This is a genomic window from Caulobacter sp. GW821-FHT12A07 (assembly GCF_058807655.1).
Genome location: NZ_JBXAQX010000014.1, coordinates 112,646 through 125,942, shown reverse-complemented (window position 1 = coordinate 125,942; position 13,297 = coordinate 112,646). Strand labels below are relative to the sequence as shown.

15 protein-coding genes are annotated in these 13,297 nt (G+C 69.6%); 10 read left to right on the top strand and 5 right to left on the bottom strand.

All coding sequences use genetic code 11. The annotated features are described in order from the left end of the window. Positions 1 to 158: 158 nt before the first annotated feature. Entirely contained in the window at positions 159 to 1,172 is a 1,014-nt protein-coding gene (locus AC1RRS_RS22535; RefSeq protein WP_492857120.1) for an alpha/beta hydrolase, read from the bottom strand. Between the two features lie 441 nt (positions 1,173 to 1,613). On the opposite strand from AC1RRS_RS22535, the gene AC1RRS_RS22530 reads away from it, so the two are divergent. From AC1RRS_RS22530 to AC1RRS_RS22500, 7 genes are all read left to right on the top strand, one after another. Next, positions 1,614 to 2,021: a DUF427 domain-containing protein gene (locus AC1RRS_RS22530; RefSeq protein WP_492857119.1), complete on the top strand. Its 408-nt coding sequence runs from the start codon at positions 1,614 to 1,616 to the stop codon at positions 2,019 to 2,021. Positions 2,022 to 2,145: 124 nt separating this feature from the next. After that, positions 2,146 to 2,763 carry an RrF2 family transcriptional regulator gene (locus AC1RRS_RS22525; protein WP_492857118.1) on the top strand — a complete coding sequence of 206 codons (618 nt, stop codon included), beginning with the start codon at positions 2,146 to 2,148 and terminating at the stop codon, positions 2,761 to 2,763. Next, complete coding sequence (locus tag AC1RRS_RS22520; RefSeq protein ID WP_492857117.1) at positions 2,756 to 3,511, top strand: response regulator transcription factor; 756 nt, start codon at positions 2,756 to 2,758, stop codon at positions 3,509 to 3,511. The genes AC1RRS_RS22525 and AC1RRS_RS22520 overlap by 8 nt, the downstream gene beginning before the upstream one ends. 83 nt (positions 3,512 to 3,594) lie before the next feature. Then, complete coding sequence (locus AC1RRS_RS22515) at positions 3,595 to 3,990, top strand: response regulator transcription factor (protein WP_492857116.1); 396 nt, start codon at positions 3,595 to 3,597, stop codon at positions 3,988 to 3,990. A gap of 109 nt (positions 3,991 to 4,099) precedes the next feature. Next, positions 4,100 to 4,690: a glutathione S-transferase N-terminal domain-containing protein gene (locus tag AC1RRS_RS22510; protein ID WP_492857115.1), complete on the top strand. Its 591-nt coding sequence runs from the start codon at positions 4,100 to 4,102 to the stop codon at positions 4,688 to 4,690. Positions 4,691 to 4,812: 122 nt separating this feature from the next. Beyond that, complete coding sequence (locus tag AC1RRS_RS22505; RefSeq protein WP_492857114.1) at positions 4,813 to 5,598, top strand: SDR family oxidoreductase; 786 nt, start codon at positions 4,813 to 4,815, stop codon at positions 5,596 to 5,598. Positions 5,599 to 5,603: 5 nt separating this feature from the next. After that, positions 5,604 to 6,365 carry an SDR family oxidoreductase gene (locus tag AC1RRS_RS22500; RefSeq protein ID WP_492857113.1) on the top strand — a complete coding sequence of 254 codons (762 nt, stop codon included), beginning with the start codon at positions 5,604 to 5,606 and terminating at the stop codon, positions 6,363 to 6,365. 64 nt (positions 6,366 to 6,429) lie between these two features. Here the strand turns inward: AC1RRS_RS22500 and AC1RRS_RS22495 are convergent, their stop codons facing one another. After that, a complete protein-coding gene (locus AC1RRS_RS22495; RefSeq protein ID WP_492857112.1) occupies positions 6,430 to 7,953 on the bottom strand; it encodes an FAD-dependent oxidoreductase in 1,524 nt (507 codons plus the stop codon). A gap of 84 nt (positions 7,954 to 8,037) precedes the next feature. After that, positions 8,038 to 8,805, bottom strand: a complete 768-nt coding sequence (locus AC1RRS_RS22490; protein WP_492857111.1) for an SDR family oxidoreductase — start codon at positions 8,803 to 8,805, stop codon at positions 8,038 to 8,040. Positions 8,806 to 9,192: 387 nt separating this feature from the next. On the opposite strand from AC1RRS_RS22490, the gene AC1RRS_RS22485 reads away from it, so the two are divergent. Both AC1RRS_RS22485 and AC1RRS_RS22480 read left to right on the top strand, forming a co-directional pair. Next, positions 9,193 to 9,660, top strand: coding sequence for a carboxymuconolactone decarboxylase family protein (locus AC1RRS_RS22485; protein ID WP_492857110.1), 468 nt, complete (start codon positions 9,193 to 9,195; stop codon positions 9,658 to 9,660). A gap of 146 nt (positions 9,661 to 9,806) precedes the next feature. Continuing rightward, positions 9,807 to 10,226 (top strand): hypothetical protein, encoded by a 420-nt coding sequence (locus tag AC1RRS_RS22480; protein WP_492857109.1) that lies wholly within the window; start codon positions 9,807 to 9,809, stop codon positions 10,224 to 10,226. Positions 10,227 to 10,293: 67 nt separating this feature from the next. Here the strand turns inward: AC1RRS_RS22480 and AC1RRS_RS22475 are convergent, their stop codons facing one another. Beyond that, entirely contained in the window at positions 10,294 to 11,034 is a 741-nt protein-coding gene (locus AC1RRS_RS22475; protein ID WP_492857108.1) for an SDR family oxidoreductase, read from the bottom strand. Positions 11,035 to 11,064: 30 nt separating this feature from the next. Continuing rightward, positions 11,065 to 11,646 carry a TMEM175 family protein gene (locus AC1RRS_RS22470; RefSeq protein WP_492857107.1) on the bottom strand — a complete coding sequence of 194 codons (582 nt, stop codon included), beginning with the start codon at positions 11,644 to 11,646 and terminating at the stop codon, positions 11,065 to 11,067. Positions 11,647 to 12,075: 429 nt separating this feature from the next. On the opposite strand from AC1RRS_RS22470, the gene AC1RRS_RS22465 reads away from it, so the two are divergent. Continuing rightward, a complete protein-coding gene (locus AC1RRS_RS22465; protein ID WP_492857106.1) occupies positions 12,076 to 13,218 on the top strand; it encodes a tetratricopeptide repeat protein in 1,143 nt (380 codons plus the stop codon). The last annotated feature ends 79 nt before the right edge of the window (positions 13,219 to 13,297 follow it).

Sequence of the window (13,297 nt, the reverse complement as noted above, 5' to 3'; positions counted from 1 at the left end):
GGTAGCCCCCCGCCCACTCGCCGCCCTCACACGGACGGGGGCGCCGCGCGCCCCCAATCCGCGTCATTCCTTACCGACGGTCCCACGGAAGGCGGCTCGACCCGGTCCGGGATCCACGCGGCGGACGATCTCCAGACCGTCCGCCGCGCCATCCGCGACTACTTGTGCAGCGCCTTGTAGAGCGCCGTGTTGGTCTGGAGCACCGCCGCCCGCGTCGCCGGGGTCTCGGCGACGGCGTTCAGCATCATGAAGTCATGGATCGTGCCGTTGTAGCGCGTGGAGGTCACCCGCACGCCGGCTTGCAGCAGCTTGCGGGCATAGGCCTCGCCTTCGTCGCGCAGCACGTCGTTCTCGTCGACGATCACCACCGCCTCGGGCAGGCCCTTCAGCTCTTCGACGCTGGCCTGCAGCGGCGCGACAGTCGAACGCTTGCGGCTGGCCGTGTCAGGGGCATAGGCGTCCCAGAACCACTGCATGGCCTTGCGGGTCAGCCACGGCCCCTCGGCGAAGGTGGTGTAGGATCCGGTCTCGAAATTGGCGTCGGTGACCGGATAGAGCAGCACCTGCAGGTCGAACTTCGGGCCATTGCGGGCCTTGGCCATAAGGGTGAGCGCGGCCGACATGTTGCCGCCGACGCTGTCGCCGACGATGGCCAGCCGCGACGGATCGACCTCGAACTGGTCGGCATGCTCGATGAAGTATTGGAGCGCGGCGTAGGCCTGCTCGACGGCCACGGGATAGCGCGCCTCGGGCGAACGGTCGTAGTCGACGAACAGCACGGCGGCCTTGGCGCCAACGGCGATCTCGCGGGTCAGGCGATCATGGGTGTCGACCCCGCCCAGAACCCAGCCGCCGCCGTGAATGTGCAGCACCACCGGCAGCTTGCCCTTCGCGCCCTCGGGGCGAACGATGCGAACGCGGACAGATCCGGTCGGGCCTACCGGGAACACCTTGTCCTCGATGCGGGCGGGAAGCTTGGCGACCGGGATCGCCTGGGCGCCCGACAGCGCGCCGCGCGCCTCGGTCGGGGTCATCGTGTAGATCGGCTTGCCTCCGGCCAGGGAGTCCACGAAGGCCTGGGCGGCGGGATCGAGGATCGGCTGGGCGCCGGCGGCGCCCGACAGCGCGGTCGCGACGAGGGCCGCGGCGGCTACAGTGGTGGTCTTGGACATGGCTTCTGCCTCTGGATGGTCCGCGAAGGTGTTTCGCGTTCCAGATCGACTAGTCCCGCCTTGATCGCCGGGCTTGGCGCTCGGCGCTCGGCTTTGCAGGCTGGAGGCCCGTTCGCCAACGCCCTCTCGAACCGCCGCCTGGCGCGGGAGACCTCGCCTGGAAGCGGCCGCGCCTATCCCTTGGCATGGGCCGAACTAAGCCTTCTCCGAGCATACCCCGTCGGTCGCCGGGCGCAGGGCCCGGAACGGCGCGTCCAGCGGATAGCTACAACCGCCGCCCGATCACCGCCCCAATGACGGCGAGCCGTGTCAATCGGACGTGACAGGGATGGTGAACGCAGGATTTTTTCCGATTTCATCCTGCGACCAACGAAGCGGTAGGCGAGCACCCTACCTGTCCGGCTCGCCCCTTCTCGCCAGAAGCAAGGAAAGGCCACCGCCATGACCACCGGGGAAACAGACCAGATCTACACGGTGACGCGCGAGGCGCGGCGTGTGCGCGCCCTGTTCGAAGGCCACGACATCGCCGACAGCGACGACGTGATCACGGTGCGCGAAACCGGGCGGCGGCCGGTCTACTACTTCCCGCGCCGCGACGTGTTCATGATCTTCCTGCGCCAGACCGACAAGGTCACCCACAACCCGCACAAGGGCGAGGCGCGCTACTTCACGATCTATCGGGACCAGCACATCGTCGACAACGTGGCCTGGAGCTACGAAGCGCCCAAGGCGGCCTTCCACTCGCTGTCGGGCCGTATCGCGTTTCTGGCCGCCCACGTGGAATTCCAGGTCGACGGCGGCTCGGCCGCCGAGACCGAGGCGGCGCTCGAAGCCGGATATGACGACTAGAGCGCTCCCCCCCCGCCCGGGCGGGGGGAGCGGCTCTCCCCCCTGAAGAGGGCGTGCATCGGTTAGCCGTTGCACGCCCTGGGAGAGCAGCGTGATAACGCGGACCAACCAAGGTCGCGTTACGATGAACAGCCCCCAGCCCCACGCCGAAAAGCCCGCCGGAAAGCCGCCCTCCCCGCCTCAGGGCGGCGGAGCGCTCTATGGCGCGGCGGTCGAGTACGGCATGCATTGCCTGACCTGGCTGGTCGCCCGCGACGCCCCGGTCAGCAGCCGCGACCTCGCCGAACTTCAGGGCGTGTCGCCCGCCATGATCGCCAAGATCATGCCGAAGCTCGAGAAGGCCGGGATCGTCGCCTCCAGCGGCGGCATCAACGGCGGTTATCGCCTGGCGCGACCGCCCGAGACCATCTCGATGCTCGACGTCGCCGACGCGATCGACGGTCGCAAGTCGCTGATCACCTGCCGCGAAGTGCGCCGCAACTGCGCGCTGTTCGAGGATGAGGCCCCGCGCTGGGCCACTCGCCGCGTCTGCGGCATCCACGCCATCATGCTCCGGGCCGAGAAGGCCATGCGCGCCGAGCTGGCCCGCACCAGCCTCCTCGACGTCGTGGCCAACATCCCCGCTCCGCCCGAGTTCATGCCGGAGATCGACGTCTGGCTCAGTGCACGGGCGCGCGACAGAGAACAATCACGGATCTCGGCCATCAGGGCCGGAACGCGCAGGAGGTCTTCAGATGACTGAGCTCGTCTCGTATGCGCACGACCACGGCGCGCGCATCGCCAACGCCTGGTCGCCAGCGTCGCGCATGACGGTCGCCGGCGAACCGCGCAGCCTTTCGGCCGCCGAGACCCGGACCGGCGACCTCGTGCCGCTGGTGATCGTGGTCGACGACGACGACGCCGTACGGCTATCGATCTGCGAACTCCTGGAGTCGGTGGGCATAGAGTCGATCTGCTTCGGTTCGACCCGCGAACTGCTCGACGCCGAGGTGCTGCACCGGCCCGGATGCATGATCCTGGACGTGCGCATGCCTGGCCTCAGCGGGCTCGACTTCCAGAGCCACCTGGCCGCCAACGGTATCCTCACCTCGATCATCTTCCTCACCGGGCATGGCGACATCCCGATGACCGTGCAGGCCATGAAGGCCGGCGCCGTCGACTTCCTGGCCAAGCCGGCCCGCGACCAGACCCTGCTAGACGCGGTCAACAAGGCCATCGCCGCCGATCTGGCCAAGCGCGGCGACGCCCATACGACCCGAGAGAACGCCAGCCTGTTCGTCACCCTCACCCCGCGCGAGCGGCAGGTCATGAGGGCCGTGGTCCAGGGCGCGCTCAACAAGCAGATCGCCTACGACCTCGGCATCACCGAGGTGACCGTGAAGCTTCACCGCAGCAGTGTGATGAAGAAGATGCGCGCGCCCTTCGTCACCCACCTCGTCCGCGCCTGGCAGTCCCTGCCCGAGCATCTGCGGGACGAACTTCCCGGATAAGCCTTTTGGATAGGTAGGACCGACCTCGGATCGGGACGATGGATAAGAGCCGCTATCGCCGTTCGCCGAGTAAGGGCCACAGTTTGTCCACCGCGCCTGTTTTCGCGATCATCGACGACGACGAGGCGCTGCGCCAGGCGCTGGCCGAGCTCCTCGAGGTTTCCGGCTACGACTGCCGGACCTTCGCCGACGCCGACGGCTTCCTGTCGGCCTATTCACCAGGCCGTTTCATCTGCCTCGTCACCGATCTCAACCTGCCCGGCAAGAGCGGGCTGGTGCTGCAGCAGCACATGCGCTGCATAGATCCCGGCCTGCCGGTCATCATCATCTCGGCCAATCCGGAAGCGCTGATCCGCTCGCGCTGCCTGGCCTCCGGCGCGGTCGCCTATCTGATCAAGCCGATCAGGGATCAGGTGCTGCTACGGCATCTGGCCGCCGCCCTGGGCCGCTGCTGGCGCGACCAGCCGCCGAGGGCCTGAACGCGCCATACCTTGGGATAGGTCGCCCCCGCCTCCTGGCCCGATCGCCCGAACCGGGCCCGCGTCCTAGCGTCGTCCCCCTCAGACAACTCCGCGGAAGACCCATTCCATGAAACTCTACTACGCCATCGGCGCGTGCAGCCTCGCCGACCGCATCGCCCTGGCAGAGGCCGGCATCGCCTGCGAATTCGAGCGCGTGGACCTGCACACCCGCACGACCGAGACCGGCGCCGACTACGCGGCCATCAATCCCAAGGGCTACGTGCCGGCCCTGGTGCTCGACAGCGGCGAGATGATCACCGAGAACATCGCCATCCTGTCGTGGATCGCCGAACAGTCGCCGCAGCTGCGCCCCGAAGGGCCGCTGGGCTGGTTCCGCCTGCTGGAGGCCCTCGCCTACATCTCGACCGAGGTGCACAAGAGCTTCCACGCCTTCTTCGTCCCCAACGTCACCGAAGAGGCCAAGGACAAGGCCCGCGCCGTGGCGAGCCTGCGCCTGGAGTACCTGGCCGCCAGCCTCAGAGACGGCTACCTCCTGGGCCCGGACCTGACCGTGGCCGACCCCTACCTGTTCGTGATCATGACCTGGGCCAGACCCAACGGCGTGGTCCTGCCCGCGCCGCTGGCGGCCTATTTCGAGCGCATGAAGGCCCGCCCGGCCGTCGCCGCCGCCCTGGCCAGCGAAGGCCTGCAGGTCTGAGATCGGGGGCGACCTGTACGCCCGTATAGGTCGCCCCCGCCCTTTCCCCCAATCGACCCCATCCCGCCCCGTCTTCTAGCTTTTCCGCCCAGGCCTTCGGGCCGCAAGCGGAGGCTTTCGAGATGAAGATCGTAGTGGTTGGCGGCAGCGGGCGGATCGGGGAGAAGCTCGTCTACAACCTGCGCCAGGACGACTATCGCGTCCTCGAGGCCTCGCCGTCCTTCGGCGTAGACGCGGTGACCGGCCAAGGCCTGGACGTGGCCTTCGACGGCGCGAGCGTCGTGGTCGATGTGACCCAGTCGCCGTTGCTCGACGGCGACGCGGCCCTGGCCTTCTTCGAGACGGCCGGACACAACATCCTGGCCGCCGGCAGGGCGGCGGGCGTCCGCCACCACGTCGCCCTGTCGATCGTCGGGACCGACCGCCTGCAGGCCAGCGGCTACTTCCGGGCCAAGAAGCGCCAGGAAGACCTGCTCAAGGCCTCGGGCCTGCCGTTCAGCATCCTGCGCTCAACCCAGTTCTTCGAGTTCATCAGCGGCGTCGTCCAGGACGGCTCGGCCCGCGAGGTGGCGCTCTCGTCCGCCCGCGTGCAGCCGATCGCCGCCGAGGACGTGGCCGAGACCCTGGCCGACATCGCCCTAAGCGATCCCCTGAACGGCACGGTCGAGGTCGCCGGCCCCGAGCGCTTCCGCCTGCACGAACTGGCGACCGAGGTGCTGACCGCCTACGAGGACCCTCGCCGCGTCACCGTCGACGACGAGGTTCCCTATTTCGGCGCTCGCCTCGACGAGGCCTCGCTGTTGCCCGGCGAGACCCCGCGCCTGGCCCAGACCCGTTTTCACGACTGGCTGCGCGCCAGCCTGCAGGCGCCCGTCCCCGCCAACCAGAACCGCCGCAAGCAAGGGTGAATGTCATGAAAGTCGTAGTCGCAGGGGGAACCGGCGTGGTCGGCTCCCGGCTGGTGGACGTCCTGCGCCGCCGCAACCACAATGTCCGGATCGCCTCGCGCGGCTCGGGCGTCGACGTCGTCACGGGCGGCCAGGGGATGGACGAGATCATGGTCGGGGCCGACGTGGTCGTCGACGTGCTGAACGCCCCGGCGTTCGACGAGGCGACGGCCATGGCCTTCTTCGAGGCCTCCAGCCGCAACATCCTGGCCGCGGCCGCCGCCGAGGGCGTCCGCCACCACCTGGCGCTGTCGATCGTCGGCTGTGAGCGGCTGCAGGGCAGCGGCTACTTCCGCGCCAAGCTGGCGCAGGAGAAGCTGGTCCAGGCCGGCGCCGTGCCGTTCTCGATCCTGCGCTCCACGCAGTTCTTCGAATTCCTGGACGCGATCGTCGAGGACGGCCTGGACGGCGAGACCGTACGCCTCAATCCGGCGCGCGTGCAGTTCATCGCCGCCGACGACGTGGCCGGCGCCCTGGCCGACCTCGTCGAGCGCTCGCCGGTCAACGGAACCATCGAGGTGGCGGGCCCCGACCCGTTCCAGCTGGACGATCTGGTCAAGCGCTACATGGCCTCGCGCAGCGACAACCGCGCCGTCGTCGCCGATCCGCGGGCGCTCTACTTCGGAACGCCGCTCAGCGACGAGACCCTGCTGTCGGGCGGCACGCCGCGCTTCGGCCATACCGAGTTCGATCTCTGGCTGCGCCGCGCCTCCACCGCCGCGGCCTGAGAACGGACGGCTCGCGCGCCCCGGATCCCCTGGGCGCGCGAGTTCTCTTCAATCTTCTCGAAGATCAGCCGCCGGCCAGAATCTGCCCAGCCCGCAACGCGGCCATGTCGCGATTCACCGTCGCCACGGCGACCAGGCGCTCTGCGTCGAAGTAGCGAACCTCGGCGTCGCGGTCGGCCGTCGAGCCGATCACCTCGATCCTGTCCCAGCGCTCGGCATGGCCGACATAGCGGATGGTCAGGTCATAGTGCGCGCTCCAGAAGTAAGGCGGCTCGCGCTCCGACGGCAGGCCCAGCATGGTCGCCGCCGCGATCTGGCCCTGGCGCTCGGCCGCCACCCAGTGCTCGACACGAACCAGCTCCCCGCCCAGGCCCGGATAGCGGGCGATGTCGCCGGCGGCGAAGACGTGCGGATCGCTGGTGCGCAGGCGCTCGTCGACCACCACGCCGCGATCGACGGCCAGGCCCGCCGCCTGCGCCAGTTCCAGCAGTGGCCGCACCCCGATGCCCAGCACCACCAGGTCGGTCTCGATCGTCGCGCCGTCGTCGAGGGTCAGGCGCGCGCCGTCGAAGCCCTGCACCTTGCGGCCGAGGTGGAAGACCACGCCGCGCTCGTCGTGCACGGCCTTGATCATCGCGCCCAGTTCGGGGCCCAGCTTGGCCTCCAGCGGCGTGGCGTCGGGACCGACGACGCGCACCTCAAGCCCCCGGATCCGCAAAGCGGCGGCGGCCTCGAGGCCGATGAAGCTGGAGCCGACGACCACCGCCCGCCGGGCCGAGCCCAGGGCGGCGGTCAGGCGGTCGGCGTCGGCCAGGCTGCGCAACAGGTGGACGTTGTCGCGCACGAAGTCCGGCCCCGGCGGTCGGTTGGGCTCGGCGCCTGTGGCCAGCAGCAGCCGGTTGTAGCCGAGGGTTTCCCCGCCCTGCAGCGTCACCCGGCGCTCGGCCGCGTCGACGGCTTCAACGCGGGTGTCGAGCCGCAGCGCGATCCCGCGTTCAAGGTAGAAGCGCTCGCCCTTCAGTGGCATCCAGGAGGGATCGGCGTCGCCCGACAGGTAGTCCTTGGAGACGTTCGGCCGATCATAGGGCGCGTCGCGGTCGGCGCTGACCAGGGTCAGGTCGCCGGCGTAGCCGAGGTCGCGAAGCCGCTGGGCCGCCGCGAAGCCCGCCGCGCCGCCGCCAACGATGACGATCGACGCCGGATCGGCCGACGCGTCGCGCCCGGGCGCCAGGTTCGGCGCGACCTTGGGCAGCTTTTCGCGGACGAAGAGCCGCTCGCCCTCGACCTCCACCTTCCAGCGGTCGAGCGGCGCCAGGGCGGGCGCCTTCAGGGCGGCGCCGGTGCGCAGGTCGAAACAGGCGTGATGCAGCGGGCAATTGATGGTCTGGCCCACCCGCAGGCCCTCGTGCAACGGGCCGTTGTAGTGGGTGCAGGCGCCGTCGAGGGCGACGATCTCGCCGTCGACCCGGGCCAGGATCACCGGCTGATCGCCGACCCGGCCGGCGAACACGCCCTGCTCGGGAACTTCCTCGGCCGTCACGCCCAGGGAAAGATCGGGACGGGAGACATCTATGTCGGACTGGCTCATGGCGGCCTCCTGCGGGCGGCTGAAACTAAAACGGCGCCGGACGCGAAGGGCTGCGTCCGGCGCCGTCATGACGAGGCGGGTGGATCAGGCGGCCGGTGCTGGCGCCGGGATGCTGGTTTTCAGCCAATCCTCGAACGCGGCCGATCCCAGGATCGGGTTCGCCCCCGGAACCAGCGAGCGTTCGTCGAGCTCGACGCCGAAATAGAGCGCCTTGGGGTCGCTCACGATCTTGCGGGTGTCGCCCTTGGCCTGGAGATAGCGGGCCACGAACCTGTCGAGGCCGAAGGCTTCCGGTCCGGCCACCTCCAGCAGACCGTTCACCGGCGCGGCCAGGGCGACGTCGGTCAACACCTCGGCGACGTCGAAGGCCGAGATCGGCTGCACCGGCGCGGGCGAGACGTGAACCTCGTCGCCCACGGTTCCGGCCTGAACGATGCCGGCCACGAACGGGAAGAACTGGGTGGACCGCAGGACGGTGAACGGGATCGACGAGGCGCGGATAAGGGCCTCCTGCACGATCTTGGCGCGGAAGTAGCCGCTGTCCTGCAGGCGTTCGGCGCCGACCACCGACAGGGCGACGTGGTGCTTGACCCCCGCCTTGGCCGCCGCGGCCAGCAGGTTGCCGCCCGAGGCCAGGAAGAACTCCAGGGCCGGACCGGTCTCGAAGACCGGCGAGTTGGCCACGTCGATGACGATCTCGGCGCCGTCCAGCGCTTCGGCCAGGCCTTCGCCGGTGACAGTGTTGACGCCGGTGTTGGGCGCGGCCGCGACGGCCTCGTGGCCCAGGCGGGTCAGTTTGGCGACGACGTTCGAGCCGATCAGGCCCGTTCCGCCGATGACGACGATCTTCATCTTGCTTCTCCTCCAAAGACAGCCGCCACAGCCTAGGAGAAGCGCCCGCCCCCGCCATCGGTACGAGGGTATGCGACGCGGGCCGCGACGGCGTACGGTCTGGCCCAGCACATGAACCAAGGGCTGGCCCGTCTCGTCTGGGGGCGAGGCTGCTCTAACCAGATCGATACGCTGGGCGGGTCGGACCTGAACCAAAGGCGTACGGCGCCCGGCCGCCGGGCGAGCTCGCCCTCTCCCGCGGACAGCTTGCCGCCTTCCGCGCCCGCCGGACAGCGAACAGCCGCCCTAGACCAAGGCGGTAGGGCTTCGCCCTTCCCGCATGATGGCTCACATCCCGGGTCGCCGAGCACAGTGGTGTCGTCTTCACCGTCACAAAAGGAAACGACGATGACCAACACGCCCCGCTTCGCCCCGTTCCAGCTGGTCCCCGAAGTGACCAAGGCCATGCTGGCCGTCGAGACCGCCATCAACGCGACCAGCCTCGAGCACAGCCTGGCCGAGCTCGTCCGTCTGCGCGCCTCGCAGATCAACGGCTGCGCCTTCTGCATCTACATGCACGTGCAGGACGCCCGCCAGCATGGCGAAACCGACCTGCGCATCCAGATGCTCGACGCCTGGCGCGAGTCCCCGCTCTACACCGACCGTGAGCGCGCCGCCCTGGCCTGGACCGAGTCCCTGACCTTCATCGCCACGACCCGCGCCCCGGATTCCGACTACGCCCTGGTCAAGGCCCAGTTCAGCGACGCCGAGATCGCCGCGCTGTCGCTGCTGATCGGCCAGATCAACTCATGGAACCGCCTGCAGGTGGCCGCGCGCACCGGTCACGCCGTGCAGCCCGCCGCCTCCGCGGCCTAAAGGACACGTCGAACTCTCCCCCCGCTTGTTCGACGCCGGAAGGCGGCCAGTCCCTGCTACCCCGCGACGTCGGGCCGCCCTCCGTCACGCCCCGGCTCCCCGCGCGCCGGGGCGTGACTTTTCCATTGCTCCTCGGAGGATCCACCGTGACGAAATCCATCATCGTCGGCCTCGCCGTCATCCTCGGCGTGGCGGCCATCGCCAACGGCCTGTTCATGCTGATCTCGCCCGAGGGCTGGTACTTCGCCGTGCCCGGCGTGACTACGACCGGGTCGTACAACCAGCACTTCATCCGCGACATCGGCCTGGTCTTCATGCTGATCGGCGCGAGCTTCCTGTGCGGTGCGAAACGGCCCGACCTGCGCCTGTTCCTGTGGGCCGCCCCGACCCTCTGGCTCTCGGGCCACGCCCTGTTCCATTTCTGGGAGGTGGCGGTCGGGATCTGCTCCGTCTCGGTGATCCCCCGCGATTTCCCGGCGGTCACCCTGCCGGCGATCCTGGGCTGGGTCGCGACCCTCTGGGCCGCGCGCAATACTCACAAGGCCGCCCTGATCCTGGGACGCTGATCCGATCGTTCAGAATAGTTGCGGGACCGGCCGGAGCAGTCACTCCAGCCGGTCCCTTTCGTGTTCGCTAGACCGAAACGCCGCCGTCGATCGTCAGGCTGGCGCCGGTGATGAAGCCCGCCTCGTCGCGCGCCAGGTACGAGACCAGGCCCGCCACTTCCGTGGGCCGGCCCATGCGACCCAGCGGGATCAGCGGCAGGATCATCTCGACGTGGGCCGAGGTCATGTCGGTGGTCGTGGGCCCGGGCTGGATGTTGTTGACCGTGATCCCCCGCGAAGCGAGGTCCAGCGCCGCGCCCTTGACCAGTGCGGCCACGGCCGCCTTGGCCATGGTGTAGAGCGTCGCCCCCGTGAAGCCGACACGGGCGACGATGTTGCTGCCGATGGTGACGATCCGCCCGCCGTCGGTCATCAGGGGCGCGGCGTGGCGCACGGCCGCGAAGGCCCCCCGAACATTGACCGCCATCACCCGATCGAAGTCCTCGAGCGAGATCTGCTCGATGGGACCACGGTGCAGAACGCCGGTGCTGGCCACCAGGATGTCCAGCCGCCCGAACCGCGCCAGCGTCTCGTCGATCGTCGCCTCGACCTGGGCGGCGTCGCCGCTGTCGGCCTGGAGGGCGACGACCTCGCAGCTCTGGCCGCCCAGCCTCGCGGCCAGGTTCCGCGCCTGATCCGGCGAGGCGAAATAGGTGAAGACCACCTTGGCTCCGTCCATGGCCAGCCGCTCGACGATGGCCGCGCCGATACCGCGCGACCCGCCCAGCACCAGGGCGACCTTGCCCTGATGTTCGCCTTCGAAATCCATTTCGATCCTCGTTTCTGGAAGCGCCGCCGATCAGTTCTCGGCGGCGTGGTGGCGACCGTCGGCCAGGTGGGCGACGCGTCGATCGGGCAGCAGCCACAACGCGGCGACGGCCACGTAGAGGGCCAACGAGGCCGTGGGCGAGACGATGGCGACCAGCACCCCGGCCGCGTAGCCGGCGATCGACAGGTTCGTCTTCCAGTCGACGCCCAATGCAGCGGCCAGGGCCGACTCCCGTCCCTCGTGACGCGCCAGGCGCGAGGCCAGGAGGCGAAAGGCCGCGCCGGTGATCAGAAGCAGCACGCCGTAGGTCACCACCGGCACGCGGGCGAAGTGGCTCTGCTCCATCCAGGCCGTGGCGAAGGGGATCATCGACAGCCAGAACAGCAGGTGCAGGTTGGCCCACATCACCGAACCGCTGATGCCGCCCGCGGCCCGCAGGAGGTGGTGGTGGTTGTTCCAGTAGATGCCGACATAGGTGAAGCTCAGCGCGTAGCCGAGAAAGGTCGGCAGCAGCGGGATCAGCGCGGCCAGGTCACCGCCTTTGGGCGGCTGCAACTCCAGCACCATGATGGTGATGATGATCGCGATCACGCCGTCGCTAAACGCTTCCAAGCGCGTCTTCGAAATTTGTGTCGCCATGCCGGAACCTCGCGGAAAAGCGCGTTCCAACGCTCGGAAGGAGCACCTGGCGCGTCCTGTCGGCAATAGCTCGACGCCTCCGCGCCGCCCATCCGGCCAAACGTAGGCGCCGGCCTAGACTTTGGTCGTTGCTCCCCAGGGCCAAAGGCCCAGGTTCGCCCGCGCCAAGCTGGGCGTCCTGGCCGGAGAGTTCGACGCCGGCGAGACCCTGTCGCGCTCCACGGACTTTTCCTGAAGACGACCCGTCCGGCGCTCCACATCAAGCCGCCATCCAGGAGCGGAGCGCGCGCCATCCCTCGCCGCGTCCCAGGCGTCACCCAGCCTTGCCGCCCCTCTCCTCCGCTTATAGGTTGAGCGCGAAGCGCATGGCGCCTTGCGCCGACAGGTAGATTGCAGCGTCCGATGTCCCAACCAGCACCCGCGGCTACGGCCTCCCGCTTCGAGCGCCTGTCAGGTTATCTGCGCGTCGATCCGTCGAACCTGCAATTGATCGCCGACGCGGCCGACGCCGCGCTGGACGAGGGCTTTTGGCCTGACGTCTCGGACATGATCGCGCGGTACGCCGCTCTCGAGCCGCTGCCGCCCCGCCTGCGCAACACCGCCGGCCTGCTGGCCTTGCACGAGGCCCACTACGCCGACGCGATCGCGCTGTTCGAGCCGCTGCTGGCGGCCGCCCCACAGGATCCGCATCTCCGTTTCAACCTGGCCTGGGCCAGCGCCATGGCGGGGACCGCCGAAGCCGTCGTCGACCTGGTCGACGACGCCGTGGTCGCGGCCACGCCGGCCGCCGCGGCGCTCAAGGTGCAGGCCCTGCATCGTCTCGATCGGCTGGACGAGGCGCTCGCGGTCGGCGCCGGCTACGCGGCCGCCGGACACGACGATCAATCCTTGATGAGCGCCTTGGCCGTGGCGGCGATCGACGCCGAGGAGCCGGACCTGGCCCGGACCTATGCGCTGCGGGCGGGCGACACCCACGAGGGCCTTTCGACCCTCGGCGCCCTGGCCCTCGACCAGGGCCACGTGTCGGAAGCCGCGGGCCTGTTCGATCGCGCGCTTGCGGTCGATCCGACCAGCGGCCGCGCCCAGCTGGGCAAGGGTCTGGCCCTGCTGGCCGAAGGCGACGCCGCCGCCGGCGCGCCCCTGGTCGAGGCCGCGGCCGCGCGCTTCGGCGATCACCTGGGCTCGTGGGTCGCCGCCGGCTGGGGCCGCTTCGCGCAAGGCGACCAGGCCGCCGCCCGCCGCCTTTTCGAAAAGGCCCTGGCGCTGGACGACACCTTCGCCGAGACCCATGGGGCGCTGGCGGTCCTCGATGTCATGGACGACCGCATCGACAGCGCCACCCGCCGCTGCCAGGTCGCCTTCCGCCTCGACAAGGCCTGCCTTTCGGCCGCGCTGGCCCGCAGCCTCATGGCCACGCGGCAAGGCGACGCCGCCACGGCCGAACGCATCCGCGCCATCGCCCTCAACACGCCGCTCGGACCGGACGGCCGAACCCTTTCCCAGGCCATGGCCAAGCTCGGCTCGGGCCTGAACGGCGCCGGCTGAGCCCTGCCGCCCGGGCGGGCCGGGCGACGGGTTTGCGCCCGGCCGCAACTCCGCTAAGGCTGGCCGCGCAGTCACCCCA

Bases quoted from the DNA above. Each gene is read 5' to 3' on its own strand.
- AC1RRS_RS22535 (WP_492857120.1), bottom strand. From the start codon at position 1,172: ATGTCCAAGACCACCACTGTAGCCGCCGCGGCCCTCGTCGCGACCGCG.
- AC1RRS_RS22530 (WP_492857119.1), top strand. From the start codon at position 1,614: ATGACCACCGGGGAAACAGACCAGATCTACACGGTGACGCGCGAGGCG.
- AC1RRS_RS22525 (WP_492857118.1), top strand. From the start codon at position 2,146: ATGAACAGCCCCCAGCCCCACGCCGAAAAGCCCGCCGGAAAGCCGCCC.
- AC1RRS_RS22520 (WP_492857117.1), top strand. From the start codon at position 2,756: ATGACTGAGCTCGTCTCGTATGCGCACGACCACGGCGCGCGCATCGCC.
- AC1RRS_RS22510 (WP_492857115.1), top strand. From the start codon at position 4,100: ATGAAACTCTACTACGCCATCGGCGCGTGCAGCCTCGCCGACCGCATC.
- AC1RRS_RS22505 (WP_492857114.1), top strand. From the start codon at position 4,813: ATGAAGATCGTAGTGGTTGGCGGCAGCGGGCGGATCGGGGAGAAGCTC.
- AC1RRS_RS22500 (WP_492857113.1), top strand. From the start codon at position 5,604: ATGAAAGTCGTAGTCGCAGGGGGAACCGGCGTGGTCGGCTCCCGGCTG.
- AC1RRS_RS22495 (WP_492857112.1), bottom strand. From the start codon at position 7,953: ATGAGCCAGTCCGACATAGATGTCTCCCGTCCCGATCTTTCCCTGGGC.
- AC1RRS_RS22490 (WP_492857111.1), bottom strand. From the start codon at position 8,805: ATGAAGATCGTCGTCATCGGCGGAACGGGCCTGATCGGCTCGAACGTC.
- AC1RRS_RS22485 (WP_492857110.1), top strand. From the start codon at position 9,193: ATGACCAACACGCCCCGCTTCGCCCCGTTCCAGCTGGTCCCCGAAGTG.
- AC1RRS_RS22475 (WP_492857108.1), bottom strand. From the start codon at position 11,034: ATGGATTTCGAAGGCGAACATCAGGGCAAGGTCGCCCTGGTGCTGGGC.
- AC1RRS_RS22465 (WP_492857106.1), top strand. From the start codon at position 12,076: ATGTCCCAACCAGCACCCGCGGCTACGGCCTCCCGCTTCGAGCGCCTG.